The 23,601-nt window shown below is 71.6% G+C and carries 26 protein-coding genes; 15 read left to right on the top strand and 11 right to left on the bottom strand.

The features are described from left to right. Positions 1-24: 24 nt before the first annotated feature. Positions 25-867, bottom strand: coding sequence for an LLM class flavin-dependent oxidoreductase (locus ACFY36_RS39560; protein WP_499751031.1), 843 nt, complete (start codon positions 865-867; stop codon positions 25-27). 10 nt (positions 868-877) lie between these two features. Further along, complete coding sequence (locus ACFY36_RS39565) at positions 878-1,738, bottom strand: Vgb family protein (RefSeq protein ID WP_499751032.1); 861 nt, start codon at positions 1,736-1,738, stop codon at positions 878-880. Between the two features lie 65 nt (positions 1,739-1,803). On the opposite strand from ACFY36_RS39565, the gene ACFY36_RS39570 reads away from it, so the two are divergent. Continuing rightward, entirely contained in the window at positions 1,804-3,186 is a 1,383-nt protein-coding gene (locus tag ACFY36_RS39570; protein WP_499751033.1) for a diguanylate cyclase domain-containing protein, read from the top strand. 1 nt (position 3,187) lies between these two features. Here the strand turns inward: ACFY36_RS39570 and ACFY36_RS39575 are convergent, their stop codons facing one another. The 4 genes from ACFY36_RS39575 to ACFY36_RS39590 form a co-directional block, all read right to left on the bottom strand. After that, the gene (locus ACFY36_RS39575) at positions 3,188-4,090 is read right to left on the bottom strand and encodes an aldo/keto reductase (protein WP_499751034.1); all 903 of its coding nucleotides are present in this window, start codon (positions 4,088-4,090) and stop codon (positions 3,188-3,190) included. Then, positions 4,087-4,587 (bottom strand): hypothetical protein, encoded by a 501-nt coding sequence (locus ACFY36_RS39580; protein WP_499751035.1) that lies wholly within the window; start codon positions 4,585-4,587, stop codon positions 4,087-4,089. The genes ACFY36_RS39575 and ACFY36_RS39580 overlap by 4 nt, the downstream gene beginning before the upstream one ends. A gap of 9 nt (positions 4,588-4,596) precedes the next feature. Next, the gene (locus ACFY36_RS39585; RefSeq protein WP_499751036.1) at positions 4,597-5,739 is read right to left on the bottom strand and encodes a hypothetical protein; all 1,143 of its coding nucleotides are present in this window, start codon (positions 5,737-5,739) and stop codon (positions 4,597-4,599) included. A 99-nt stretch (positions 5,740-5,838) separates the two neighbouring features. Then, positions 5,839-7,032 (bottom strand): MFS transporter, encoded by a 1,194-nt coding sequence (locus ACFY36_RS39590; RefSeq protein ID WP_499751037.1) that lies wholly within the window; start codon positions 7,030-7,032, stop codon positions 5,839-5,841. A gap of 84 nt (positions 7,033-7,116) precedes the next feature. Between ACFY36_RS39590 and ACFY36_RS39595 the strand changes: the two genes are divergently transcribed. After that, the gene (locus tag ACFY36_RS39595; protein WP_499751038.1) at positions 7,117-8,007 is read left to right on the top strand and encodes a LysR family transcriptional regulator; all 891 of its coding nucleotides are present in this window, start codon (positions 7,117-7,119) and stop codon (positions 8,005-8,007) included. A 147-nt stretch (positions 8,008-8,154) separates the two neighbouring features. Beyond that, positions 8,155-8,787 (top strand): hypothetical protein, encoded by a 633-nt coding sequence (locus tag ACFY36_RS39600; RefSeq protein WP_499751039.1) that lies wholly within the window; start codon positions 8,155-8,157, stop codon positions 8,785-8,787. A gap of 21 nt (positions 8,788-8,808) precedes the next feature. On the opposite strand, the gene ACFY36_RS39605 is transcribed toward ACFY36_RS39600, so the two are convergent. The 4 genes from ACFY36_RS39605 to ACFY36_RS39620 form a co-directional block, all read right to left on the bottom strand. Then, positions 8,809-9,375 carry an HD domain-containing protein gene (locus ACFY36_RS39605; RefSeq protein WP_499751040.1) on the bottom strand — a complete coding sequence of 189 codons (567 nt, stop codon included), beginning with the start codon at positions 9,373-9,375 and terminating at the stop codon, positions 8,809-8,811. A gap of 95 nt (positions 9,376-9,470) precedes the next feature. Next, positions 9,471-10,274 (bottom strand): ABC transporter ATP-binding protein, encoded by an 804-nt coding sequence (locus tag ACFY36_RS39610; RefSeq protein ID WP_499751041.1) that lies wholly within the window; start codon positions 10,272-10,274, stop codon positions 9,471-9,473. A gap of 133 nt (positions 10,275-10,407) precedes the next feature. Continuing rightward, a complete protein-coding gene (locus ACFY36_RS39615) occupies positions 10,408-11,415 on the bottom strand; it encodes a FecCD family ABC transporter permease (protein ID WP_499751042.1) in 1,008 nt (335 codons plus the stop codon). A 29-nt stretch (positions 11,416-11,444) separates the two neighbouring features. Beyond that, the gene (locus ACFY36_RS39620; protein ID WP_499751334.1) at positions 11,445-12,401 is read right to left on the bottom strand and encodes a FecCD family ABC transporter permease; all 957 of its coding nucleotides are present in this window, start codon (positions 12,399-12,401) and stop codon (positions 11,445-11,447) included. Between the two features lie 138 nt (positions 12,402-12,539). On the opposite strand from ACFY36_RS39620, the gene ACFY36_RS39625 reads away from it, so the two are divergent. Continuing rightward, positions 12,540-13,598: an iron-siderophore ABC transporter substrate-binding protein gene (locus ACFY36_RS39625; protein WP_499751043.1), complete on the top strand. Its 1,059-nt coding sequence runs from the start codon at positions 12,540-12,542 to the stop codon at positions 13,596-13,598. Between the two features lie 36 nt (positions 13,599-13,634). On the opposite strand, the gene ACFY36_RS39630 is transcribed toward ACFY36_RS39625, so the two are convergent. Then, complete coding sequence (locus tag ACFY36_RS39630; protein WP_499751044.1) at positions 13,635-14,066, bottom strand: MarR family winged helix-turn-helix transcriptional regulator; 432 nt, start codon at positions 14,064-14,066, stop codon at positions 13,635-13,637. Between the two features lie 86 nt (positions 14,067-14,152). Between ACFY36_RS39630 and ACFY36_RS39635 the strand changes: the two genes are divergently transcribed. The 11 genes from ACFY36_RS39635 (at position 14,153) to ACFY36_RS39685 (ending at position 23,600) form a co-directional block, all read left to right on the top strand. Then, positions 14,153-14,788 (top strand): FMN-dependent NADH-azoreductase, encoded by a 636-nt coding sequence (locus ACFY36_RS39635; RefSeq protein ID WP_499751045.1) that lies wholly within the window; start codon positions 14,153-14,155, stop codon positions 14,786-14,788. Then, positions 14,785-15,441: a hypothetical protein gene (locus ACFY36_RS39640; protein ID WP_499751046.1), complete on the top strand. Its 657-nt coding sequence runs from the start codon at positions 14,785-14,787 to the stop codon at positions 15,439-15,441. Before ACFY36_RS39635 ends, ACFY36_RS39640 begins: the two co-directional genes overlap by 4 nt. A 242-nt stretch (positions 15,442-15,683) precedes the next feature. Continuing rightward, positions 15,684-16,688: a sensor histidine kinase gene (locus ACFY36_RS39645; RefSeq protein WP_499751047.1), complete on the top strand. Its 1,005-nt coding sequence runs from the start codon at positions 15,684-15,686 to the stop codon at positions 16,686-16,688. After that, positions 16,685-17,362, top strand: coding sequence for a response regulator (locus ACFY36_RS39650; RefSeq protein ID WP_499751048.1), 678 nt, complete (start codon positions 16,685-16,687; stop codon positions 17,360-17,362). The genes ACFY36_RS39645 and ACFY36_RS39650 overlap by 4 nt, the downstream gene beginning before the upstream one ends. Position 17,363: 1 nt before the next feature. Next, complete coding sequence (locus tag ACFY36_RS39655; protein WP_499751049.1) at positions 17,364-20,153, top strand: Na+/H+ antiporter subunit A; 2,790 nt, start codon at positions 17,364-17,366, stop codon at positions 20,151-20,153. Then, entirely contained in the window at positions 20,150-20,539 is a 390-nt protein-coding gene (locus ACFY36_RS39660; RefSeq protein WP_499751050.1) for a Na(+)/H(+) antiporter subunit C, read from the top strand. The genes ACFY36_RS39655 and ACFY36_RS39660 overlap by 4 nt, the downstream gene beginning before the upstream one ends. After that, positions 20,536-22,035 carry a Na+/H+ antiporter subunit D gene (locus ACFY36_RS39665; RefSeq protein ID WP_499751051.1) on the top strand — a complete coding sequence of 500 codons (1,500 nt, stop codon included), beginning with the start codon at positions 20,536-20,538 and terminating at the stop codon, positions 22,033-22,035. The genes ACFY36_RS39660 and ACFY36_RS39665 overlap by 4 nt, the downstream gene beginning before the upstream one ends. Continuing rightward, complete coding sequence (locus tag ACFY36_RS39670; RefSeq protein WP_499751052.1) at positions 22,032-22,565, top strand: Na+/H+ antiporter subunit E; 534 nt, start codon at positions 22,032-22,034, stop codon at positions 22,563-22,565. Before ACFY36_RS39665 ends, ACFY36_RS39670 begins: the two co-directional genes overlap by 4 nt. Further along, the gene (locus ACFY36_RS39675; protein ID WP_499751053.1) at positions 22,562-22,879 is read left to right on the top strand and encodes an MrpF/PhaF family protein; all 318 of its coding nucleotides are present in this window, start codon (positions 22,562-22,564) and stop codon (positions 22,877-22,879) included. Before ACFY36_RS39670 ends, ACFY36_RS39675 begins: the two co-directional genes overlap by 4 nt. After that, a complete protein-coding gene (mnhG, locus tag ACFY36_RS39680) occupies positions 22,876-23,226 on the top strand; it encodes a monovalent cation/H(+) antiporter subunit G (RefSeq protein ID WP_499751054.1) in 351 nt (116 codons plus the stop codon). The genes ACFY36_RS39675 and mnhG overlap by 4 nt, the downstream gene beginning before the upstream one ends. Continuing rightward, a complete protein-coding gene (locus tag ACFY36_RS39685; RefSeq protein ID WP_499751055.1) occupies positions 23,223-23,600 on the top strand; it encodes a BON domain-containing protein in 378 nt (125 codons plus the stop codon). Before mnhG ends, ACFY36_RS39685 begins: the two co-directional genes overlap by 4 nt. Position 23,601 lies beyond the last annotated feature (1 nt).

Consider the following 23,601-nt stretch of genomic DNA (forward strand, 5'->3'; position numbering starts at 1 on the left):
TTCGGCCAGAAGTATCGGAGGTTTCTACGCCGTTAACTCGGCTTTCTCCAGTACGGCGAACTGCCGCTCGGCGTCCTCGCCGCGCGGCCACAGCACGGCGACGCGGGTCGCGCCGAGCTCGGTGTAGCGGCCCACGCAGTCGTGGAAAGCCTCGGCCGAGGCGAGCGGCTGCTCACCGCCGTAACCGAGCACGACCACCGTCGACGGCATCGCCCGCCCGGCGAGCGCGCACGCCTCACGCAGCCGGTCGAACTGCCGGGCCACCTCGGCCTGTGGTGTGGCCGACCGCTTGCGGATGTCCTGGGTGACGAACCAGTCGGCCCGTTCGGCGGCGAGCGCGATGCCCCGCGGCCCGGTCGCGGCCACCGCGAGAGGCGGCCGCCGCGGCAGTCCCCCGCCGATGTCGGCCGCGCGGGCGGTGAACCACTCCCCCTCGAGCGTCGGCGCCGGCTCGGTCAGCAGCGTGTGGACGTGCTCGGTGAACTCCACGAACCGCCGTCCCCGCTCGGCCGCGCTCAGCGGCGGCGTGCCCAGCGCCTCGGCGTCGTCGCCGGGGCCGCCGGCGCCCAGCCCGAGCACGAACCGGCCGCCGCTGACGTCGTCGAGGGCGAGCGCCGCCTTGGCCGTGGTGACGGGATGACGGAAGTTCGGCGCGGTCACCATCGTGCCGACCCCGATGGTGTCCGTGGTGGCCGCGGCGGCGGCGAGCACGGCGTACGCGTCGTGCCAGACCGGCCGCCCACCGAGAACGAGATGGTCCCAGAGCCACCCCCGCCCGATGCCGAGCCGCTCGGCCCGCTCCCACTCGCCCCGCAGCTCCCGCCACGGACGGTCCGGCCACATCACCGCGTCGATCGTCGTCCCCACGGGCCGCAGCCTACCCAGGCCGTACCTCCAGCCGGGCCAGGGCGCCGATCTCCAGGGCGGCCCAGACCGCCCCGTCCGGGCCGAGCGCGATGCCGTGCGGCTCGCTGTTCGGGGTCGGCAGGTCGTACGACTCGATCGTGCCGTCGGGGGTTATCGAGCCGATCCGGTTGCCGGCCCACTCGGTGAACCACAACCGGTCGTCCGGGCCGCTGGTGATGGCGTGCGGGCGCCCGGCCCGGTCGGGCAGCGGGAACTCGGTGATGCCGCCGTCCGGGGTGATGCGGCCGATCTGCCCGGCGCCGATCTCCACGAACCACAGGGCGCCGTCGCGGCCCGCGGTGATGCCGACCGGGGCCGCGCCCTCGGCCGGCAGCGGATGAACCGCCGTCGCGCCGTTCATGTCGATCCGGCCGATCGCGTTGCCCTGGTTCAGGGTGAACCACATCGCGCCGTCGGGCCCGGCCGTGATGGCGGACGGGAAGGAGCCGGTGGGGAACTCCGTCACCGTGCCGTCGGCCGTCACCCGCCCGATCCGGTCGGCCGCGCTCTCGGTGAACCACATCGCCCCGTCCGGGCCGGCCGCGATGCCGAACGGACCCGCCTCCGGCGTCGGCAGCACGACGTCGCTCAGCTCGCCGGCGGCCGTGATCCGGCCGAGGCGGTGCGTTCCGTAGGACGTGAACCAGAGCGCTCCGTCCGGCCCGGCCGTGATGATCGTCGGCCGGGAGGCGGAACCGGCGTCGAACGTCGCCGCGGGCGTCAGCCGCCCGATCTGCCCGAGCGACACCAGCGTGTACCAGAGGGCGCCGTCGGCGCCGGTCGCCAGGGCGTACGGGCCGCCGGGCACCGGGAACTCCTCGATCCGTGTCACCCGCCCGATCCTGCCCGACGCGGAGAAAAGCTCAAGTCGGGGGCCGCGTGGGCGATGGGCGCGTCATGCCCCGGGGACCCCTGCTCGCGTACGCCGTGGTGGCTCTCCTGGCGGCCTCGGCCTATCCGATGGCGCCGGAAGGCGCCCATCCCCTGCTGTACTTCCTGATCGGCTCGGCGTCCCTGGTGCCGGCCGCGCTCGCCCTGCGGAAGCGGCGCGGGCCGTCGGTGCTCATCGTCGCCGGGCTCGCCGTCATCAACGCCGGCGGGCTGTGGGCGGCGGTCCAGCTCGGCCTGACCGACAACCGCGACCTGACCTCGCTGGTCTTCATCGTGGCGGGCCATCTGCTGCTGCTCGCGGCGGCCGTGTGGATCGTTCTGCGGCACGGGCGCGGCGACATCGGCGGCATCCTCGACGCGGCGGTGATGGCCGTGGGCCTGGTCGGGCTGCTCTGGACCGTGCTGGTGCAGCCGCGGCTGGACGCCACCGCGATGTCCACCGGCTCGCGGGCCGGCCTGCTCGTGATGGCCCTGTGCCTGGCCGGCATGCTCGGCGCCCTGCTGCGCGTGGAGAGCGCGGGCCGCGAGTCCCTGCTCGCCCTGCGCGCCTTCATCGTGGTCCTGCCGCTGGCCCTCGTGGGCAACCTGAGCCTGCTCTGGTACGCCGCCGACACCCCGCTGACCCGGCCGGGCTGGGTCGACACGCTCTTCCTGGCCGGCTACATCGTGGCCGGGACCGGCGTCGCCGACCGCTCGATGGACCAGTTGCAGCGCCCCGGCCCGGTCTCGGTGGACCGGCTCGGCCCGGGACGGCTCGCCTTTCTGGGCGGCGCGCTCGCGCTCAACCCGATCGTCGCCGCCGTCCAGCAGCTGGCCGGCCGGCCGATCGACGCCGTGCTGCTCGCGGTCGGCACCGCGGTGATCGTGCCGATGGTGATGATCCGCATCGGCATGCTGTCGGCTCAGCGGTCCCGGGCCGAGCGGGCGCTGGCCCACGAGGCCACCCACGACGCGCTGACCGGCCTGGCCAACCGCAAGAAGTTCCTGGACGGCCGGGACGCCGAGCTGGCCGCCGGCGGGGCCCCGCTCATCCTGTTCTGCGACCTCGACGGCTTCAAGGCGGTCAACGACGGCCTGGGTCACGTCGCCGGAGATCAACTGCTGCGACAGGTCGCCGTACGCCTGACGGGCTGCGTCCGTGGGACCGACCTGCTCGCCCGGTACGGCGGCGACGAGTTCGTCGTCCTCTGCCGCGACGCCTCGGCCGAGGTGGTGCCGCGGATCGAGGCCGCCTTCACCGCGCCGTTCGTGGTCACCGGCGAGCACGCCGCCGTCGGCGTGAGCGTCGGCGCGGTCCGGGCCGCCCCCGGCGACGACGCCGTCTCGGTGCTGCGCCGCGCCGACGGCGCCATGTACGAGGTGAAGTCCCGCCGCGTCACCGCCGCCTGAGTCAGCTCCAGGCCAGGGCCGAGCGGTGTGACCAGTATTTCTCGGGTGGCTCGGCCAGGTCGGCCAGCGCGTCGATGTCGACGTCGAGGGTCGGGGCGCGCAGGTTCGAGTCGAGCTGTTCGCGGGTGGCCGCGCCGGAGAGCACCACGTTGGCCCACGGCTGTCGCAAGGCCGCGGCCAAGGCGACCGCGTCCGGCGAGGCACCCAGGGAAGGCATGGCGGCCAAGCGGCCGTTGGCCATCGCCTCCTTGACGATGACCAGGCAGCCCGCCTCGTGGGCCTCGGCCAGGGCCGGGCCGGCCGAGGTCTCGAGGAGGTTCCACGTGGCCTGGATGCTGCGGAACAGGGGTTCGCCGTCGATGCGTACGGCCAAAGCCTCTCGAATCGCCGTCGCCTGGGCCGGACCGCTCGTGGAGACGCCGACGATGATGCCCTGGGCGGCCAGACCGGCCAGGCGGCGGTGCAGCACCTTGTCGGTCAGCGCCGTGCTGTGCGGCGTGACCGAGTGGACGTGGTAGATGTCGAGGTGCTCGCCGAGCAGGTCCTGGGTCTCCTCGATCTGCCGGTCGAAGGTGGCCACGCTGTGGTCCTTGACCTCGTGCACGTCGGCGTCGACCCGCCAGCCGGCGGTGTAGGTGTAACCCCACTTGCTGCCCACGACGACGCCCACCGGATCGCGGGCGACCAGCCACGCGGCCAGGAACTCCTCGGCGCGGCCGTAGGAACGGGCGGCGTCGAAATAGCGGACCCCCTGGGCGTACGCCTCGTCGAGCAGCGTGAACACCAGCGAGCGCATCGCGTCGACCGTGCGGTCGGCCGGCAGGTCGGCGTCGCGGCCCAGGTTGATGTATCCCGGGCGGGCGACGGCGGCGAGGCCCAGGCCGATGCCCCGAACCGAGATCAACGGCTGGAGGCCGTGCGGGCGGCGATCATCTGCGAGGCCGTCAGGCGATCGGCCGGCACCGAGGCGGTCGGCCGGCGACCGGCGCGGCGGAAGCCGTCGTCGGTGCGCGGCGCGATCAGCTCGGCCGTCGGGACCTTGGTCTCGGAGGCCGGCGCGGGCGCGGTGAGATCGGGGTAGCGGTTTTCCCACGCCTGCCGGACGCGGTCGGGAATGTGCAGGTGGCGCCAGAGGCGGCGCAGCACGCCGGGATGCAGGAGATCGTTGATCTCGCAGCAGTCCGCGGCCTGGCACAGCACGGTCTGATAGGCCAGACGCTGCTGGGCCGGGTCCTCCAGATCGAACCGGCGGCGGGACTTGTGACCGGCGGCCATGTGGTGCGGGAGCTCCAGCACCCCCACGCTGTGGCCACGCAGGTCGTCGAGTCGTTCGGGGACGGAGGGTGCCCGATCCTGAGGGCCGCGTTGCCGGCGGCCGTCGCGGGCGGCGACGTACGGCATGGGCCCAGGCTATGCCCGGCGGCGCGCCCCGGGTACCCGGTCGGCCGGATCGGTTACGCGGGTGCCGAAAGTGACCGAGTCGCGCAGCCGTCGCTTCATGCCGCGCAGCCGGGTCAGCGGGCCCGGCGGGCGCTTCTCCAGCGGCTGGTCGAGCGAGGCGGCGTGGCCGAGCATGCCGACGATGGTGTCGATCGCCGCCTCCAGCACCTGCGTGTCCGGCAGCTGGTCGGGGGTGGGCCCGGTCACCGGCACGGCCACCGGCCGCAGCTCGTCCAGGTCGCCCACGATGTCGCACGGATAGTCGCGCAGGGTCGCGATCTGCTCCTCGGCCACCGAGAGGACCCAGGCCGCCCGGTCGGCGCCGATGCCGAAGCGCAGCGTGTTGGCCCGCTGTTTGAGGACCGCGTCGACCAGGTGCCGCTGGACGACCCGCTGGTAGGGAACCCGGTGCGGGTACAGGTCGCCCAGGGCCTGGTTGACCCGGCGCAGGAGCTCGATCTCGGCCGCGCCGAGCGAGACGTTCGCGGTGGGCGCGGCGAGCTCGCAGAGGTCCGCGGGCACCCCGATGACACCGGCGAAGCGCTGCCACAACAGGTCGTACGGCGCTCCCGCGGGCGGCACGGTGATCAGATGCCGTTGCCCGGGCGGCAGCAGGTCGCCCCAGCGGCGCAGCATCCGGTCGGCCGTGTGCTCGTCCCAGAAGGCCTGGTAGCGGCCCTTCTCGACGGCCGACAGGAAGTCCTCGAAGCGCCAGGTGCTGCGGCCCCGGATGCTCTGCTGCCACATCGACGGCAGCGTGCGCCACAGGTCGCGCCCGGCCACGACGACGTGCACCTCGGCCGCGCCGAAGCTCTCCAGGGCCCGCGCGGCTTGGGTCTGCGTCGCCGCGCCCAGACCTTCGCTGCTGATCACCGCGTCGCCCGGCCACGCGTTGGCCAGCCCGGCCAGGCGGTCCCAGGTCCAGCCCGACGACGGGTCGTACCAGGGCACCTCACGCAGGTCGGCCATGCCCTGGTCGTGGGCGTAGAGGGTGTGCGGGACCAGAACACCGGCGCGGTCGCGGAGGGTGTCCGCGTTGCCCCACAGGACGTTCTGGATGTAGGTGCTGCCGGTTTTCGGCGCACCGATGTGCAGAAAGACTCGCCGGGCCACGCGGCCATCTGATCAAAGTCGACTGGGAAAGTCGTAAAACACTCCCAAGAGTTCCCTCAAGAGGCGTAATTGCCGCAACTCGGGATGAAGTTCCGGCGTTCAGCGGACGGCTGCCTTCAAAGCGGGTACCCGCCGCAGGTTCATCGCGAGCACGCCGCCGGCGCCGACGAAGACCGAGGCGAGCGCGACCACCGCCGGCCACCCGCCGAGCGACCAGGCCGTGCCGGCCAGGCTGCCGAAGATCGACGAGCCCGCGTAGTAGGCGAACAGGTAGAACGACGCCGCCTGCCCGGCCGGCACTCCCCCGGCGTGCGCCCGCACCGGCACCCAGCCGCTGGCCACGCCGTGCACGCAGAAGAACCCGGCGGTCATCACGGCCAGCCCGGCCACCATCAGCGGGAGGTTGTCCGGCAGCGTGAGAAGCAGGCCCACCGCGGTCAGGACGCATCCGAACGGCATGACCGCGCGCCGCCCGTACCGATCGGCCAATCGGCCCGAGACGGCCGAGCTGAGCGTGCCCACCGGGTAGACGAGGAAGACCGCGCCGGCCGCACCCGCGCCGAGCAGGAAGGGAGCGCTGGTCAGCCGGAAGCCCATGGCGTTGTAGACCGAGACGAACGCGCCCATCGCGCAGGCGCCGATCGCGTAGAGGCTGAGCAGCGCCGGATCGCTGAGCGCACGCCGGGTCATGGCCGCCGTCGGCCGGGGCACGAAGTTGCGCGACTTCGGCAGCAGCACGGCCACCACCACGGCACAGGCCACCCCGACCAGGGCCACCGAGGCCAAGGCCCACCTCCAGGTGTACGCCTCGGCGACCGACCCGGTGACGAGACGGCCGGCCATGCCACCGAGCGCGGTGCCGCCGATGTAGAGCCCCGCCGCCCGCGCGTGCGTGTCGGCGTGCAGCTCCTCCCGGAGATAGGCAGTGGCCACGGCGGGCAGCCCGGCCAGCGTGACGCCCTGCAGAAGTCGCAGGACGAGCAGAACGTGCCAGCTCGGCGCTACCGCGCAGGCGAGCCCGACCACCGCCGAGAGCGCGAGCGACAGGTGAATGAGCCGGGTGCGGCCGACCTTCTCCGACAGCGGCCCGGTGATCAGCAGCGCCACGCCCAGGCCGACCGTGGCCAGCGACAGCGACCAGGAGCTCTGCGCCGGCGTCACATCGAACGCGCCGGCCAGGTCCGGCAGCAGGGCCTGCGTGCTGTAGAGCAGGGCGAAGGTGGCCACTCCGGCCGCGAACAGGGCCAGGCAGATCCGGCGGTAGCCGGGCGTCCCGGCACGATAGGGGCTCACCCGGCCGACTGTTCGCCCCCACCCCGCCATGCGTCCAATGCATTAGATCAATAGCTTTGATGCGTACGGCGTATGATCCGAGCCGTGCTCATCGAGGACCTCCGCGCGCTGCTCGCCCTGGGTGAGCACCGCCACGTCACCGAGGCCGCGACCGCGCTCGGCACCACCCAGCCGACCCTGTCCCGGCTCCTGAAGCGGCTCGAGGACGAGGTCGGGGCCCGCCTGTTCGAGCGCGACGCCCGCGGCGTACACCCGAACCCGCTCGGCGAGCTGACCCTGGCCGCCGCCCGCGACATCGTCGACCGCCACGACCGCCTGCGCCGCGACCTGGCCGGCCTGCTCGACCCGTCGTCGGGCACGGTGCGGCTGGCGTTCCTCGACTCGATGGCCACCTCGCTCGTCCCGCGCATCCTGCGCGACGTCCGCCGGCAGGCGCCGCACATGCGGGTCGAGCTGCGCCAGGAGCCCGGCCACGAGATGCTGCGCGACCTCGACGCGGGCCTCTCGGAGCTCGCTCTCATCTCGCCGCGCCCACCCGGGCCGTACGGCTGGATCGCCTTGCAGACGCAGAGCCTGGCCTTGATCGTCCCGCCGGACCACCGATGGGCCTCGAGGACCAGGGCCGTGCCGCTGGCCGAGGTGGCGAAACAGGATTTCGTGACGATCCCGCCCGGCTTCGGCTTCCGGCAGTTGGTGGACGACCTGTTCGCGGCGGCCGGGGTGACGCCGCGGGTGGCCTTCGAGATCGGCGACCTGGCCACGATCGAGGGCCTGGTCGGCGCGGGCCTGGGCGTGGCGCTGGTCCCGGAGCAGTTCGTCGGCGCCTCGGGCACGATCGGGCTCTCCTTGGCCGCGCCCGCAGCGGAACGGGTCGTCGGCCTCACCTGGCGAACCGACCGCCGGCTGGGACCGGCGGCGTCGAGGTTCCGCGACTTCGTCGAGCGCGAGGCCCCGTACGGGTTAACGGAGGATTAACGAGAAATGGCCCCCCGTTGATGATCGTTTAACGGAAGGTCATGTACGGTTGTTCGAGTGAGTTCGCGACCTTCTATGTGGGGATTCTGGCAACCGCCGTCGGATCAGGCCGATGACCTGCGGGTTATTTCCCGTCAGGCCGACCTGGTGGAGCTGAAGCTCCTCATTCCGGACGGTGGTTTCGTCGGCGGCCAGGCCCGGAAGGTCTACTTCTTGGACACCCCGTCGCTGGCCCTGAAACAGGACGGCATCGTCGTGCGGGTCCGCGAGCGGGCGGGCCGCCCCGACGACATCGTGGTGAAGCTGCGCCCGATGCACACGCGCAACGTGCCCGGCTGGTTGCGCCGCTCCCCCGGCTTCCACGTGGAGGTCGACGCGATGCCCGGCAGTTACGTCTGCTCGGGCGCGCTGAAGCAGCAGCTGGCCAAGGGCAGCGTGGGCCAGGCGCTGAAGGCGGGCAAACCCCTGACGTCGTTGCTCTCGGCGCGTCAGCGGCGGGTGCTTTCGGCGTACGCGCCGTGCGCGCTCGACGACCTCACGACGTTCGGCCCCGTGAAGGCCCGCAAGCGCCGCGTCAAGGTGCGGGGCCTGGCCCTGACGGCGGAACGCTGGGTCTACCCCGACGGTTCGGCTTTGCTGGAGCTCTCCACGAAGTGCCCGGTCGACGAGGCCGCGGCGGTGTCGGCGCGGGTGTCCAGGGCGCTGCGCAAGGACGGCATAGCCCCCGCCGAGTTCCAGCACACCAAGACAGAGCTGGCCTTGGCCCAGACAGCAGCCTGACCGCTCTCCCCGCCCGGCCGCTCAGGCGGCGCGCACGCCGGCCGGGAGGGACAGCCGTGAGACCACGCGCTGCACGGCGGCGCGCAACATCGGCGCGCGGCGGGAGTGCACGGCCGCGTTCGGCGAGCCGGGACCGTGCCGGCGCAGCATGTCGGCCATCCGGTCCTCGAAGTCCATGCTCCGCCCGTAGGGCCCCACAGTCTGGTCGGCATACGTCAGCCCGTCGCTGACCGCCGTGTTCTCCTGTGGGAACTCGGCGAGCGCGCCCTCAAGCCCGTTGACGTGCGCCACACAGATCGCACCCGAGTGGTGGGCGACCAGCCCGGCGATCCGCATCGGCCACGCGAGCCGCTGAAGATGACGCGCCCCGTCGAGCGGATGGAACCCGGTGTCCAGCAACGCTTCCGCGTAGCCGATGTCATGCAGCCAGGCGGCCGCCACGAGAACGTCGGCTTCCCCGGCGCTCACGGTCGCGCTGATCTGCGTGGCCCGCTCAGCCACTCCGACCGAGTGCTGCCATCGCTCCGGCAGATCGGCCAGCAGCCGTTCGGCAAGGTCACGAGCGTCGGCAACGAGCGGGCGGATCATGCCGTAACGGTAACTCCGTAAACATGAACAGAAGGTGTACAAAACTTATACGTTAGTTGTGCACAGCCGACCACCGCTCAGCTGTGTCCACCACCTCAGCCGTGGACAGCCCGCCGGCGGGCGCGGTCGGCCGGTACCACCATCGGCGTGCCCGTCTCCGGGTCGTCCATCACCCGGCACGGCACCCGGAACACCTCCTCCACCAGGGCCGGCGTCATCACCTCGGCCGGCGGCCCCTGCGCCACGACCCGGCCCTCCTTCATCACGATCAGGTCGGTGGCGTAGCGGCACGCGTGATTGAGATCGTGCAGAACGGCCACAATCGTGCGTCCCTGTTCGTGCAGATCGGCGCAGATGTCCAGCACGTCGAACTGATGGGCCAGATCGAGGAAGGTCGTAGGTTCGTCGAGCAGCAGGATGCCGGTCTGCTGAGCGAGCACCATCGCCAGCCACACCCGCTGCCGCTGCCCGCCGGACAGCTCCTCGGCGAACCGGTCGGCCAGCTCGCTCACCTCGGTCAGCCGCATGGCCTCGGCCACCGCCGCCTCGTCCGCGGCCGACCACTGCCGCAGCATCCGCTGATGCGCGTACCGCCCCCGCCCCACCAGATCCTCGACCACGATGCCGTTGGGCACGACCGGACTCTGAGGGAGCATCCCGAGCCGCCGGGCAACTTCCTTGGAGGCGTACGAGGTGATGCCGTTCCCGTCCAGAAGAACAGTCCCCGACACCGGCTTGAGCACACGCGCGAGCGCCTTGAGCAGCGTCGATTTGCCACAGGCGTTGGGCCCCACGATCACCGTGAACGACCCGTCGGCGATGCCCACGTTCAGCCCTTCGGCGACCACCCGCTCCTCGTACGCGAGGGTCAGCTCCTCGCCCCGCAACCGAACGCTCATCAGCCCTCGCCCTTCTCGCCCCGCCACCACAAAGCCACCGGCCCCACGTCCGCCAGCCCCACGTCCGCCAGCCCCTCCGCCGCCGGCCGCGCATTCGCCGGCCGCGCATTCGCGCTCATTCGCTCAAGAACAGTCACGCTCGTGCTCGTCCTCGGCGCCATTCGTGCACCAGGAGCCAGGTCAGATAGGCGCCGCCCAGGGCGGCGGTCACCACTCCGACCGGCAGGTCCTGTTCCGGCAGCACCCGCTGGGCCAGCCAGTCGCCGGCGGTCATCAGAACGGCGCCCATCGCGGCCGCGGGCAGCACTCCGGGACCCGCGCCACGCGTCAAGCGGGCCGCGAGGTGGGGCGCGGCCAGGGCCACGAAGCCGATCGGGCCGGCCGCGGCCACGGCGGCCGCGGTGAGCAGGACACCGGCCAGGGCCAGGGTGATCCGGCTGCGTTCGACGGGCACGCCCTGGAGCGCGGCCGTCTCGTCGCCCAGGCGCAGCATCGACATGTCACGGCCGAGGCTGACGACGAGAGGCAGGATCACCAGCAGCGGAAGGCCGACCATGGCCACGTCCAGCATCGAACGGCCGCCGACGCTGCCGATCTGCCAGTGCTGGGCCTCCAGGGCGTCGGTCAGCCGAGCACGCAGCACCAGGTAGGAGTTGAACGCCTCGAGCAGCGCCGACACGCCGATGCCCATGAGCACCAGGCGGAACGGCTGGGCGCCGCGCTTGAAGGCCAGCAGGTAGATCACGACGGACGTGGCCAGGCAGCCGACGACCGAGGCCACGGCGACGGGCACACCCCGTACGTGGAAGACCAGAATGGCCAGAAGCGCGCCGGTCGCCGCGCCCACCGTCAAGCCGACGAAATCGGGGCTGCCGAGCGCGTTGCGCGTGAGGCTCTGGAAGATGGCGCCGCTCGCGCCGAGGGCCGCGCCCGCGAGCAGCGCGACCAGCACACGCGGCAGGCGCAGGGTGAGCACGATGAACTCGGTGCCGGCGTCGCCCCGGCCGATCAGCGTCTTGAAGACCTCGCCGACCGGCACCGGGAAGTCGCCCGAGGCCAGGTTCACCAAGCCGATCGCGAGCGCCGTCACGGCCAGAACGGCGCTGACGACCAGAGGGCGTACGGGCAAGCGCAGCCGCACTGGCCCTTTGTCGATGAGAAGCCGGGTCGTCATAGCGTTCCCAGGCGTCGCCGGCGGCAGAGGGCCAGGAAGATCGGGGCGCCGGCGAACGCGGTGACGACGCCGGCCTGAAGCTCGGACGGGGCCACCGCGACGCGGCCGATGATGTCGGCCGCCAGCAGCACCGTCGGGCCCACCACCAGCGAATAGATCAGGACCCAGCGGTGGTCGGGGCCGGTGAGGAGGCGGGCGACGTACGGCACCGCGAGGCCCAGGAACCAGATCGGGCCGACCGCGGCCGTGGCGGCGCCGCAGAGCAGGGTGATGGCGGCGATGCCGAGCAGGCGGATGACTTTCGGGTTCGCGCCGAGCGCCACCGCGGCCTCGTCGCCCAGGCCGAGCGCGTTGAGGCGGCGGCCGAGGGCCAGGGCGAGCACGATGCCGATCAGCATGAACGGCGCGACCTGGTTGACCGTGCTCGCGTCGCGGTCGGCGAGCGAGCCCACATCCCAGTAGCGGTAACGGTTGAACGCCTCGGGCTGGGTGACGAGTACGGCCCAGACGAAGGCACCGAGCACCGCGGTGATGGACACGCCGGCCAGGACTTGGCGTTCCGGCGTGGGATTGCGGCCGGTGCCACCGACCGCGAAGACGGCGGCGGCGGTGAGCGCCGCGCCGGCGAACGCGAACCACACGTACCCACCGGCGTTGCCGACGCCGAGGAAGGCGATGGCGACGACCACGGCGGTGGACGCGCCGAGGTTGACGCCGAGCAGGCCGGGCTCGGCGAGCGGGTTGCGGGTCAGCGCCTGCATGAGCGCGCCGGCCAGGCCCAGCGACGCGCCCACGCCGATGCCGAGCAGGGTGCGGGGAACGCGAAGGCCTCTGACCACATCGGACGCCACCGAGCCGTCGGCATGCCAGAGCACTCGCCACACGTCGGCCAGGGGAACCGACCTGGTTCCGATCGCGAGGCTCAGCGCCGCGGTGACGAGAAGCACGACGATGGCAAACGCTAAAACCACAGTTCGTTTCTTGCGCGTAGGCACATTCGCGCGCAGGACTGTGGCCATCCGACCCTCTCTCGACTAGTTAGGCGAGGCTAACCTACTATGCCGCTCGTAGGTCTTTTGAGAGGGGTTTCCATGCGCCGATCTGTCAGCGTGCTCGCTGCGGCCGTCTTGATGCTCGGGGCATGCGGCAGCGGCGACTCCGGCGAGTCGCCGTCGCCGGCCGCCGCTTCGGGCGCCACCGACACCTTCCCGGTGTCCATCGAGCACAAGTACGGCACCACCGAGATCAAGGCCGAGCCGAAGCGCATCGTCGTGGCCGGCCTGACCGAGCAGGACTCGCTGCTCGCACTCGGCGTCGTCCCGGTCGCCACCACCGAATGGTTCGGCGAACATCCGGGCGCCATCTGGCCGTGGGCGCAGGACGACCTGGGCTCGAACGCCAAGCCGGCTGTCCTGTCGAACACCGACGGCTACCAGTTCGAGAAGATCGCGGCCCAGCGCCCCGATCTGATCATCGGGCTCTACTCGGGCATCACCCAGTCCGACTACGACACGCTCTCGAAGATCGCGCCGGTCGTGGCCCAGCCCAAGGGCGGCATCGACTACGGCATCAGCTGGCAGGACACCCTGCGTACGGTGGCCAAGTCCGTAGGCCGCACCGCGCAGGGTGAGAAGATCGTCACCGACGTCGAGGGCAAGATCGCGGCCGCCAAGTCGGCGCATCCCGAGTTCGCCGGCAAGAGCGCCCTGATGGCGACGACGTGGGAGGGCTACTACGTCTACGGCACGAAGGACCCGCGCGGCCGCCTGCTGACCGACCTCGGTTTCACCCTGCCGGCCGACCTGGACGCGCTGACCGGCAAGGAGTTCGGCGTCAGCATCAGCCGCGAGCGCACCGACCTCCTCGACGTGGACGCCATGGTGTGGCTGGTCCCCAACTACGAGACGGACAAGGCGAAAATCCATGCCGACGCCCTGTACGCCAAGCTGAAAGTGAAGACCGAGGCCCGCGACGTCTTCCTCGAGGACGAGGAGCTCCTCGGCGGCGCGACGTCGTTCATCAGCCCGCTGAGCCTGCCGTTCCTGCTGGACGGCCTGGTCCCCCAGCTGGCCGCCGCCGTCGACGGCAACCCGTCCACTCCGGTGGTCCGCTCGACGGCCTCCCCGGCCCCGGCTCCGTCCACCTCCTGACCCACCGAGAAGGCCCCGCCGCGGCGGGGCCTTCCTTCATTGCTCCGCCAGGACCTTTTCCAAGGCCTTGGCGACTGTACGGGCTTCGGCGGCGCTCATCCGGGACGTGAAGTGCCGGGCGATGCCGTCCAGGTAGACCGGAGCCGCCTCGCGCAGGCGCCGGCGCCCGTCCTCGGTGATGGTGGCGTAGGCCGAGCGCTTGTCGTCGGGATTGCTCTCGCGGGCGACCAGCCCCGCGGCGACCAGGCTGTCGACCACCCGGCTGGCCCGGGTGCGGCTGACGACCGCGACCTCGCCCAGCTCGCTCATGCTGAGCTTGCGACCCGGCGCGGAGTTCAGCTCCAGCAACACGTCGTACCAGGTCAACGGCAGATTGCAGGCCGCCTGGAGCTCCTTGTCGAGCCGCGGGACCAGGGCGGCGTGCACCCGCAACAGGGCCGCCCACGCGGCCACATCGGTGTCGCTCATCACCGCAGCCTAGCCAACTCTTGTGCGTGCGCACGCATCAGAGTAAGAATGTGCGTGCGCACGCATTCTTAAGTCAGGGGATCATCATGAAGCTGCTGCACCTGTCCGCCTCGCCGCGCGGCCCCCGCTCGGAGTCGCTCGCCCTCGCCGCCACATTCCTGGAAGTAATCCGCGATTCGGAGGACGCCGCGTCGCTGGACGTGGAGGAGCACGACCTCTGGGACGGAACGCTGCCGGCGTTCGGCCCGGACGCGGCCGCGGCCAAGATGGCCGTCTTCGCCGGTGAGGAGCCACGCGGCGCGGAGGCGGACGCCTGGAACGCGGCCATCGCCACGTTCCGCCGGTTCGACGCGGCCGACCGCTATCTGTTCAGCGTCCCCATGTGGAACGCCGGAATCCCGTACATCCTCAAGCAGTTCATCGACGTCGTCAGCCAGCCCGGCCTGGTCTTCGGCTTCGACGCCGAGGCGGGCTATCGCGGCCTGCTGCGCGGCAAGCGGGCCGCCGTCCTCTACACGAGCGCTGTCTACGGACCCGACCGCGGCCCGGCCTTCGGCGCCGATTTCCAGGCGCCGTACCTCGAGGACTGGCTGCGCTGGGCCGGCGTGGACGACATCCGCACGGTCCACTTCCGCCCCAACCTGGTCACCGCCGACGCCGCCTCCGCCCGCCGCCTCGCTCACGAGCAGGCGCGCGACCTGGCGAAAGGATTCCTGGAATGAAGATCTTCCTCTGGGCCCTTCCCGCCTACGGCGCCCTGCTCGGCCTGAGCACGCTCACCCACCAGCCGCCGGTCTCCGATTTCGGCGCGTACGCCGAGTACGTCACCACCGGCACCTTCCTGATCAGCCACCTCGGCGCCAGCATCTTCGGCGCCGCGCTCGCCATCCTCGGTGCCACCGGCCTGGCCTTCGCCCTGGCAAGTAAGCCGGCGTTCGCAGGGCTGGCGCTCACCACGATCGCCAACGTCTTCCTGGCCGCCACTTTCGGCAGCGCCGCCTTCGTACAGCCGGGCATCGGCCGCGCACACCTGGCCGGCGTCCCAGGCATGGCAACATTGAACGGCGACACCGCGTACGGCCCGGCTTTGTTCGCCACTGCCCTGTCCGCCTCTTTCCTGCTCGTCGCAGCAGCCGTGCTGATGGGGGTGGCGATCAGCCGCGCGGGCCTACGGCCGTACGGCATCGCCTACGCCGCGCTGATGACACTCTTCGTCGCCGGGATCGCCGTGCCGGTGGTGCAGCCGTTCGCCGGCTTCGGCTTCGCCCTGGCAACCGCCCTCCTCGCCTACCGCAGCACCCGACAAGGGGCTCGAAAGAACTCGCATAACCTGCGCGGAGACGCCACTGCGACGAGGCCGGCCCTGACCAGGTAGGCATCATCTCGCCGGTCGGCGGTGGCGATGGGCGGGTGCCGATTGGCAGCCGCCGATCGCCGGAGGCAGGCCGTCCGGGCAGCACGGGTTTCCGCTCGGGCGGGCGGGGGCGCTCGCCGCGTTCCACACTTGAACAGTGACGCCCGTAACGGTCACGTATGGGGGTCGGCACGGATGGACGCGCAGGTCACCGACCCGGCAGGCTTGACGTGGACCTGAAACCCGATCGGATTGGTGGCCCTGTGTCGTTGTTCTGGCGAATCTTCTCGTTGAACGCGGCCGTGCTCACCGTGGCGGCATTGGTGCTGCTCTTCGCGCCGGTGACGGTCTCGGCGACGGCGCGTCTGACCGAGGCCGTGATCATCTTCGCGGGCACGGTCGCGACGCTGATCGCCAACGCGGCGTTGCTCCGGGTGGGCCTGCGGCCGCTGGCCCGGGTGACACGCGTCATGACGACGATCGACCTGCTTCGGCCCGGCACGCGCCTCGCCGCCGAGGGGCAGGGCGAGATCAGCGCGCTCATGCACGCTTTCAACACCATGCTTGAGCGTTTGGAGCACGAACGCGCATCAAGCGCCGGCCGGGCGCTCGCCGCGCAGGAGGAGGAGCGGCACCGCATCGCTCAGGAACTGCACGACGAGATCGGTCAGACACTCACCGCCGTGCTGCTGGACCTCAAGCGCGTCGCCGACTCCTCCCCCGGCCCCGTGCGCGATCAGCTGCGGCAGGCCCAGGAGAGCACCCGCAACAGCCTCGACGAGATCCGCCGGATCGCCCGCCGCCTGCGTCCTGGCGTGCTCGAGGAGCTGGGCCTGTCCAGTGCCCTCCGTGCGCTGGCCACCGAGTTCACCACCGCCGGGATGACCGTCCGCCGCCAGGTGGCGTCCGATCTGCCCCCGCTCGGCAAGGATGTCGAGCTGGTCGTCTACCGCGTGGCCCAGGAGGGCCTGACCAACGCGGCCCGCCACTCCGACGCCCACCACGTCGAGCTGTCGCTGCAGAACCAGGCCGACGGTGTACGCCTGCGCGTGCGCGACGACGGCCGGGGCCTGGGCGCCGCCACCGAGGGCGCCGGCATCCGGGGCATGCGCGAACGCGCACTTCTGATCGGCGCCACGCTCACCGTCGAGCCGGCCCCCGGCGGCGGCACAGCGGTCTCACTGCACATACCCGCCGCCGCATCCGTCATCAATGCGCGCACCGATACGGCGTACCGCTCGCAAACGCTCACGGGAGGGACCGCATGAGCACACCCACCAACGGGAGCCGCCCGAACGCGCCCACCCGCATCCTTCTGGCCGACGACCACGCGCTCGTCCGCCGGGGCGTACGGCTGATTCTCGACAACGAGCCCGACCTGAAAGTGATCGCCGAGGCCGCCGACGGCGCCGAGGCCGTGGCCCTGGCCGCGGCCGAACCGCCGGACCTGGCCGTTCTGGACATCGCGATGCCGCGCATGACCGGGCTCCAAGCCGCGCGCGAGCTGACCCGCCGCCAGCCCGGGCTGCGGATCCTGATCCTGACCATGTACGACAACGAGCAGTACTTCTTCGAGGCGCTCCGGGTCGGGGCGGCCGGATTCGTCCCCAAGTCCGTGGCCGACCGCGACCTGGTCGAGGCCTGCCACGCCGCCATGCGTGACGAGTCCTTCCTCTATCCCGGTGCCGAGACCGCTCTCGTGCGCGACTACCTCGAACGCGCCCGCACCGGCGAGATCCCGGCGCGGCCCGTGACCGAGCGCGAGGAGGAGGTCCTCAAGCTGGTCGCCGAGGGGCATTCGACGCGCGAGATCGCCGAGCTGCTCTTCATCAGCGTCAAGACGGTGGAACGTCACCGGTCCAACATCCTGGCCAAGCTGGGCCTGAAGGACCGGCAGGAACTGACCCGGTACGCGATCCGCTCCGGTCTGATCGAGCCCTGACATGCTCGCGATCCTGCTTCTCCACGCCTTTGCCGCCCTCTTGGCGCCCCTTTTGATCAGGTTTGTTGGCAACCGCGGCCTCTACGTGCTCGCGCTCGTTCCGGCTTCGGCGGCCGTCTGGGCCGTCCTGAACCCCGGGCCGGTCGCGGCGTCGTACCGCTGGGTGCCGCACCTGGACATGGACATCGCCCTGCGCTCGGGCCCGCTGCCCTGGCTGATGCTGCTGATCGTCGGCGGCGTCGGCGCGGTCGTCCTGGCGTACTGCGCCTCGTACTTCCCGACCGGCGATCCCGGCCTCGGCCGGTTCGCCGCCGTCTTCCTCGGCTTCGCCGGCGCGATGACCGGGCTCGTGCTCTCCGACGACCTGCTTCTGATGTACGTCTTCTGGGAGCTCACCACCGTCTTCTCGTACCTGCTGATCGGCCACAAGCCCGAGCAGGCGGCCGGCCGGCGCGCCGCGATGCAGGCCCTGGTCGTCACCACGGCCGGCGGCCTGGCGATGCTCGCGGGCTTCGTCATCCTGGGGCACGGCGCCGGCACCTACCGCTGGTCCGAGATCGCCGCCGGCCCGCTGCCGGCCGCCAGCACGACAGCGGCGGTGCTGATCCTGGCCGGGGCGCTGTCCAAGTCGGCCATCTTCCCGTTCAGCTTCTGGCTTCCGGCCGCGATGGCCGCGCCGACGCCCGCGTCGGCCTATCTGCACGCGGCCTCGATGGTGAAGGCCGGCGTCTTCCTCGTCGGTCTGCTCGGCCCGGTTCTGGCCGCCACGCCGGCCTGGTCGCCGATCACGGTGGTCGCGGGCACGGTCACGTTGGTGCTCGGCGGCTGGGCCGCGCTGCGCCAGAACGACCTCAAACTGCTTCTGGCGTACGGAACCGTGAGTCAGCTCGGCCTGCTGACCGTGGCGTTCGGCGCCGCCTCGAAGGCCGCCGCCCTGGCCGGTGTGGCCCTTTTGCTGGCGCACGCCCTGTTCAAAGCCACCCTGTTCATGGTGGTCGGCATCATCGACAAGTCAACGGGCACTCGCGATCTGCGTGAGCTGAGCGGGCTGGGCCGCCGCATGCCGGTCCTGGCCACCGTGGCCGCCCTGGCCGTGGCGTCCATGGCCGGCGTGCCCCCGCTCGCGGGCTTCGTCGGCAAGGAGGCCTTGTTCGCCGCCTTCGAGCACGACCCGCTCGTCCTCACGGCCTTGGCCGCCGGATCGGTGCTGACTGTCGCCTATGGACTTCGTTTCCTATGGGTCACATTCGCCACCAAGCCCCTGGCCGCCAACGCCGTTTCCGGCCCCTCCCCCGCTTTCGTCGCGCCGGCCGCTTTGCTCGCGGTCGCTGGAATCGCGGCCGGGGTGGGCGCACCTGCGCTTGATGGCGTGCTCACCCCGTACATCAATCTCTGGAGAGGGACCACCGAACACCTCGCGCTGTGGCACGGGCTGGGATTGCCGGTGCTGCTGTCGGTGGTGGTGCTGCTCGGCGGCGCGGCGATTTTCCTTGCCCAGCAACGCGGGCTGCGGTGGCCGGAGCAGCGGCTGCCGGCGGCGGACGGCGTCTATCGGCGGCTCATGGCGGCGATCGACCGGGCCGCGGTCGAGGTCACCGGGGCCACGCAGCGCGGGTCGCTGCCATTCTCGCTCGGCGTGATCCTGCTGGTTCTCGTCGTGATGGGCGCGGCGACGCTCCTGCTGTCCGGGTTCCGGCCCGAAGGGGTTCGGCTCTGGGACACGCCGCTGCAACTGGTGGTCGGCGCTGTTGTGGTGGCGGCGGCGCTGGTCGCGGCGCGGGCGCGACGGCGGCTCACGGCGATGATCCTGGTCGGGGTCTGCGGGTACGGGGTGGCCGTCCTCTTCGTGCTGCACGGCGCGCCGGATCTCGCGCTCACCCAGTTCCTGGTCGAGACGGTCACCATCGTCATGTTCGTGCTGGTGCTGCGGCGACTCCCGCGCCGGTTCTCGGAGCGGCCGCTGCGCGCCACGCGGTGGATCCGCATGGCCGTCGCGGTGGCGACCGGCGCCGTCACCTCGGCCATGGCCTACGTGGCGGTCAGCGGGCGGATCGCGGTGCCGATCTCCGTTGACTTCCCGGAGCCCGCGGTGTCCTTCGGCGGCGGCCACAACGTTGTCAACGTCGCCCTGGTCGACATCCGCGCCTGGGACACGATGGGCGAGATCTCGGTGCTCGTGGTGGCCGCCACCGGCGTGGCCAGCCTCATCTACCAGCGAAGCGCGGCCCTGCAACGCCGCCGGGCGGAGCAGACCGTGCCGCCGCGGCAGGCCGGCTGGCTGCTCGCCGGCGAGAGCCGTGAGTCGATCATCTTGCAGGTCGTGGCACGGCTGCTGTTCCACACCATCGTGCTGTTCTCCGTCTACCTGCTCTTCTCCGGCCACAACGCGCCGGGCGGTGGCTTCGCCGGTGGCCTGGTGGCGGGTCTGGCCCTGACCATCCGCTATCTGGCCGGCGGGCGCCGCGAGCTCAACGCCGCGGCGCCGGTCGACGCGGGGCTGGTGCTCGGCGCCGGCCTGCTGATCGCGGTCGGCACCGGAGCGGCGGCCCTCATCGCGGGCGGGCAGGTCCTGCAGAGCGCGCTGGTCGACGTGACGCTGCCGTTGATAGGACACGTTCACTTCGCCACATCCGCCTGTTTCGACGTCGGCGTCTACCTCGTCGTCGTCGGGCTCGTGCTGGAGATCCTGCGCAGCCTCGGCGGCGAGCTGGACCGCCAGCACGCCGCCTCGGCCGAGGCCTCCGAGACCAGTGACGCGCCGGAAGAGCGACGAGAGAAGGAGCTGGTATGACCCCGAACCTGGTCTACGTCGTCATCGTCGGCGTCCTCTTCGCGGCCGGCGTCGCGATGCTCCTGGAGCGCAGCCTCACCCGGGTGCTGATGGGGATGATCCTGCTCGGCAACGGCGTCAACCTGCTCATCCTGCTCGGCGGCAAGGCCGGGGCGCCGCCGATCGTCGGCGCCGCGAACGAGGAGGACATGGCCGACCCCCTCCCCCAGATCATGATCCTGACCGCGATCGTCATCACGCTCGGGATGACCGCCTTCCTGCTGGCCCTGGCCTATCGGAGCTGGGCCATGGCCGGGCACGACGAGGTGCAGGACGACGTGGAGGACCGCCGCATCATGCGCCTGGCCGAGACCGACCAGGGCTCCGGAACCGAGGACGACCGATGACCTGGCTCGTGCCCCTGCCCGTCGTCATGCCGCTGATCGGCGCGGCGCTGACGCTGATGATGGCCGGCCGGCCGCGCGCTCAGCGGACCGTGAGCCTCACCGTCCTCACGGCCACCGTGCTCGTCTCGGGCGCCCTGCTCTGGTTCACCACCACCGGCGGCTCGATGGTCGTGACCGTCGGCGGCTGGGCGGCGCCGCTCGGCATCGTGCTCGTGGCCGACCAGCTGGCGGCACTGATGTTGGTGGTCTCTTCCACCATGACGGTGTGCGTGCTCGTCTATTCGATCGGCCAGGGCATGGCCGACGGGCACGAGGAGACGCCGCTTTCGGTCTATCACCCGACGTATCTGGTCCTCACGGCCGGTGTGACGAACGCCTTCCTGGCCGGCGACCTCTTCAACCTGTACGTCGGTTTCGAGATCCTGCTGGTCGCCAGCTATGTCCTGTTGACGCTCGGTGGCACCGAGAACCGGATCCGGGCCGGCATCACGTACGTCGTCGTCAGCCTCCTGTCGTCGGTCATCTTCCTGACCGCGATCGGCCTCATCTACGCCGCCACCGGCACGCTCACGATGGCCCACCTCGTCGAGCGCCTGGACGAACTGCCGGACGGCCTGCGCCTGATGCTCCAGGGCATGCTGCTGCTCGCCTTCGGCATCAAGGCCGCGGTCTTCCCGTTGTCGTCGTGGCTGCCGGACAGCTATCCGACCGCGCCCGCGCCGGTCACGGCCGTCTTCGCCGGCCTTCTCACCAAGGTCGGGGTGTACGCCATCATCCGCACCGAGACGCTGCTGTTCCCCGGTGGGCGCGCAGCCGTCGTACTGCTGATCCTGGCTCTGCTGACGATGGTCATCGGCATCCTCGGCGCGGTCGCGCAGTCCGACATCAAGCGGCTGCTGTCGTTCACTCTGGTCAGCCACATCGGCTATCTGCTGTTCGGGGTCGGCCTGACCACACAGCTGGGCCTGTCCAGCGCCATCTTCTACGTGGTCCACCACATCACCATCCAGACCACGCTGTTCCTGGCCACCGGCCTCATCGAGAAACGCGGCGGCAGCACAGCTCTGGACCGGCTCGGCGGGCTGGCGAAGCTTTCTCCCGTGCTGGCCGTCCTGTTCCTGGTGCCCGCGCTCAACCTCGCCGGGATCCCGCCGTTCTCCGGGTTCATCGGCAAGCTCGGGCTGGTCCAGGCCGGAGCGGCCGACGGTGGGGTGCTGGCCTGGCTCCTCATCACGGGCGGCCTGGCCACGAGCCTGCTGACGCTCTACGCGGTCGCCCGCGTCTGGAACCTGGCCTTCTGGCGGGTCCCACCCGCGTCGGCGCCCGACCGGACCCCGTTGCCGCCGCTGATGGTCGGCCCGACGATGGCGCTGGTCGCGCTGGGCGTGGGTCTCACGGTCGTGGCGGGCCCGCTCTTCGAGATCGGCGACCAGGCCGCCGGCGGTCTGCTCGAACGGTCGGGCTACGTCGAGGCCGTCTTCGGGGGTGCACGATGAGGGGCCGATGGCGGGACAGGGCCGTCGCCGCGCTCGGGCTGACCGCGATCTGGGTGCTGCTGTGGGGCTCGTTCACTCCACTGACGATGGTGGGCGGGGCCGCCGTGGCCGCCGTGGTCCTTGCCGTCTTCCCGCTTCCGCCGGTGACCTACGCCGGGCGGATGCATCCGCTCGGGGTGCTGCGTTTCGCCGTGCGCTTCGTCAAGGACCTCGTCCTGGCGAGCGCCCAGGTGGCCTCGCTCGCCTTCCGGTTCGGGCATGTTCCGCGGAGCGCCGTCATCGCCGTGCCCCTGAAGGTCCCCTCCGATCTCGGCCTGACGCTGACCGCCGAGGCCCTGTCGCTGGTGCCCGGAAGCCTCATCGTCGAGGCGGACCGGGAACGCGGGGTTCTCTACGTGCATGTGCTCGGCGTGAAGGACGCGGCCGACGCCGACCGTTTCCGTCGCGACGTGCTCGACCTGGAACACCGGATCGTCCAGGCGTTCGGCTCACCGGCCGAGCGCCGCGTCATCAAGGAGCCGCCGACATGACCGTCATCGCCGTGCTGGTCACTTCCCTGCTCGCGCTCGGCGCCGTCCTGGCCCTGGTCCGGGTCGTCCGCGGGCCTTCCGTCCTCGACCGCATCGTGGCCACCGACGTGCTGCTGGCGGTCATCGTGATGGCCATCGCCGCCGAGGCCGCGTTCTCCCGCGACGCGACCGGCCTGCCCATCCTGGTCGTCCTGTCCATTCTGGGCTTCACGGGCGCCGTCAGCGTCGCCCGCTTCACCTCCGCGGCGGCCCGTCCCGAGGCCGAGCCCGTCGCTCCGGGCGGCACGGAGCCGGCCTCGAGGAGGCGGCGATGAGCGGCGTTCTCGACGTCGTGGCGGCGGTCTGCCTGGTGGTCGGCGCGCTGCTCAGCCTCTCGGCCGGCGTGGCGCTGCTGCGCTTCCCCGACCTGCTCTCGCGGATGCACGCCGCCACCAAGCCTCAGGTCCTCGGTCTGCTGCTCGTGCTGCTCGGCTGCGGTCTGCGGCTGCGCGACGTCGTCGACGTCACCACGCTCATCCTCGTCGGCGTCTTCCAGATGGCGACCGCCCCGGTGGCCGCCCACATGGTCGGCCGCGCCGGCTACCGCGCCGGGATGGCCCGCGCCGACCTGTTGGTCACCGACGAGCTCGGCTCCGCCGACGGATCCGGCGAGCGGCCATGACGGGCTTCTTCCCCGAACCGCCGCCGGAGGATCCGGCACCGGCCGACGCCCGGCTGGCCCGCCGGATCGCCGCCGCGCTGGGCGGGCACGAGGGTGTGCGCGCCGGGGTGCAGAACGGCGTCGTCATCCTGACCGGGGTGGTGCCCGACGCGCCCAGCCATGATGCCGTGCTCCGGCACGTCCGGGAGACAGGCGGGGCGCGTGACCTCTGCGACGGCCTGACCGTGCGCGGCGGTGGAAGTGGCCCCGGCCGCGAGGCCGAGCTCTTCGGTGAGCTGGCGGCGCGCCTGGCCCTTCGTCCCGCGCCGCGCGGCCCGGGGCGTGGGGTCCTCGCTCTGATCGCCGGTCTGGTGCTGCGCGGCCGCCGGCGGTGAC

The sequence above is a fragment of the Actinoplanes sp. NPDC000266 genome (assembly GCF_042899005.1).
Taxonomy (GTDB): domain Bacteria; phylum Actinomycetota; class Actinomycetes; order Mycobacteriales; family Micromonosporaceae; genus Actinoplanes.

Coding starts and splice junctions, on each gene's coding strand:
- ACFY36_RS39610 (WP_499751041.1), bottom strand. CDS start 10,274: ATGAGCGTTCGGTTGCGGGGCGAGGAGCTGACCCTCGCGTACGAGGAG.
- ACFY36_RS39650 (WP_499751048.1), top strand. CDS start 16,685: ATGAGCACACCCACCAACGGGAGCCGCCCGAACGCGCCCACCCGCATC.
- ACFY36_RS39625 (WP_499751043.1), top strand. CDS start 12,540: ATGCGCCGATCTGTCAGCGTGCTCGCTGCGGCCGTCTTGATGCTCGGG.
- ACFY36_RS39670 (WP_499751052.1), top strand. CDS start 22,032: ATGAGGGGCCGATGGCGGGACAGGGCCGTCGCCGCGCTCGGGCTGACC.
- ACFY36_RS39580 (WP_499751035.1), bottom strand. CDS start 4,587: ATGCCGTACGTCGCCGCCCGCGACGGCCGCCGGCAACGCGGCCCTCAG.
- ACFY36_RS39655 (WP_499751049.1), top strand. CDS start 17,364: ATGCTCGCGATCCTGCTTCTCCACGCCTTTGCCGCCCTCTTGGCGCCC.
- mnhG (WP_499751054.1), top strand. CDS start 22,876: ATGAGCGGCGTTCTCGACGTCGTGGCGGCGGTCTGCCTGGTGGTCGGC.
- ACFY36_RS39635 (WP_499751045.1), top strand. CDS start 14,153: ATGAAGCTGCTGCACCTGTCCGCCTCGCCGCGCGGCCCCCGCTCGGAG.
- ACFY36_RS39675 (WP_499751053.1), top strand. CDS start 22,562: ATGACCGTCATCGCCGTGCTGGTCACTTCCCTGCTCGCGCTCGGCGCC.
- ACFY36_RS39630 (WP_499751044.1), bottom strand. CDS start 14,066: ATGAGCGACACCGATGTGGCCGCGTGGGCGGCCCTGTTGCGGGTGCAC.
- ACFY36_RS39660 (WP_499751050.1), top strand. CDS start 20,150: ATGACCCCGAACCTGGTCTACGTCGTCATCGTCGGCGTCCTCTTCGCG.
- ACFY36_RS39570 (WP_499751033.1), top strand. CDS start 1,804: ATGCCCCGGGGACCCCTGCTCGCGTACGCCGTGGTGGCTCTCCTGGCG.
- ACFY36_RS39605 (WP_499751040.1), bottom strand. CDS start 9,375: ATGATCCGCCCGCTCGTTGCCGACGCTCGTGACCTTGCCGAACGGCTG.
- ACFY36_RS39665 (WP_499751051.1), top strand. CDS start 20,536: ATGACCTGGCTCGTGCCCCTGCCCGTCGTCATGCCGCTGATCGGCGCG.
- ACFY36_RS39640 (WP_499751046.1), top strand. CDS start 14,785: ATGAAGATCTTCCTCTGGGCCCTTCCCGCCTACGGCGCCCTGCTCGGC.
- ACFY36_RS39685 (WP_499751055.1), top strand. CDS start 23,223: ATGACGGGCTTCTTCCCCGAACCGCCGCCGGAGGATCCGGCACCGGCC.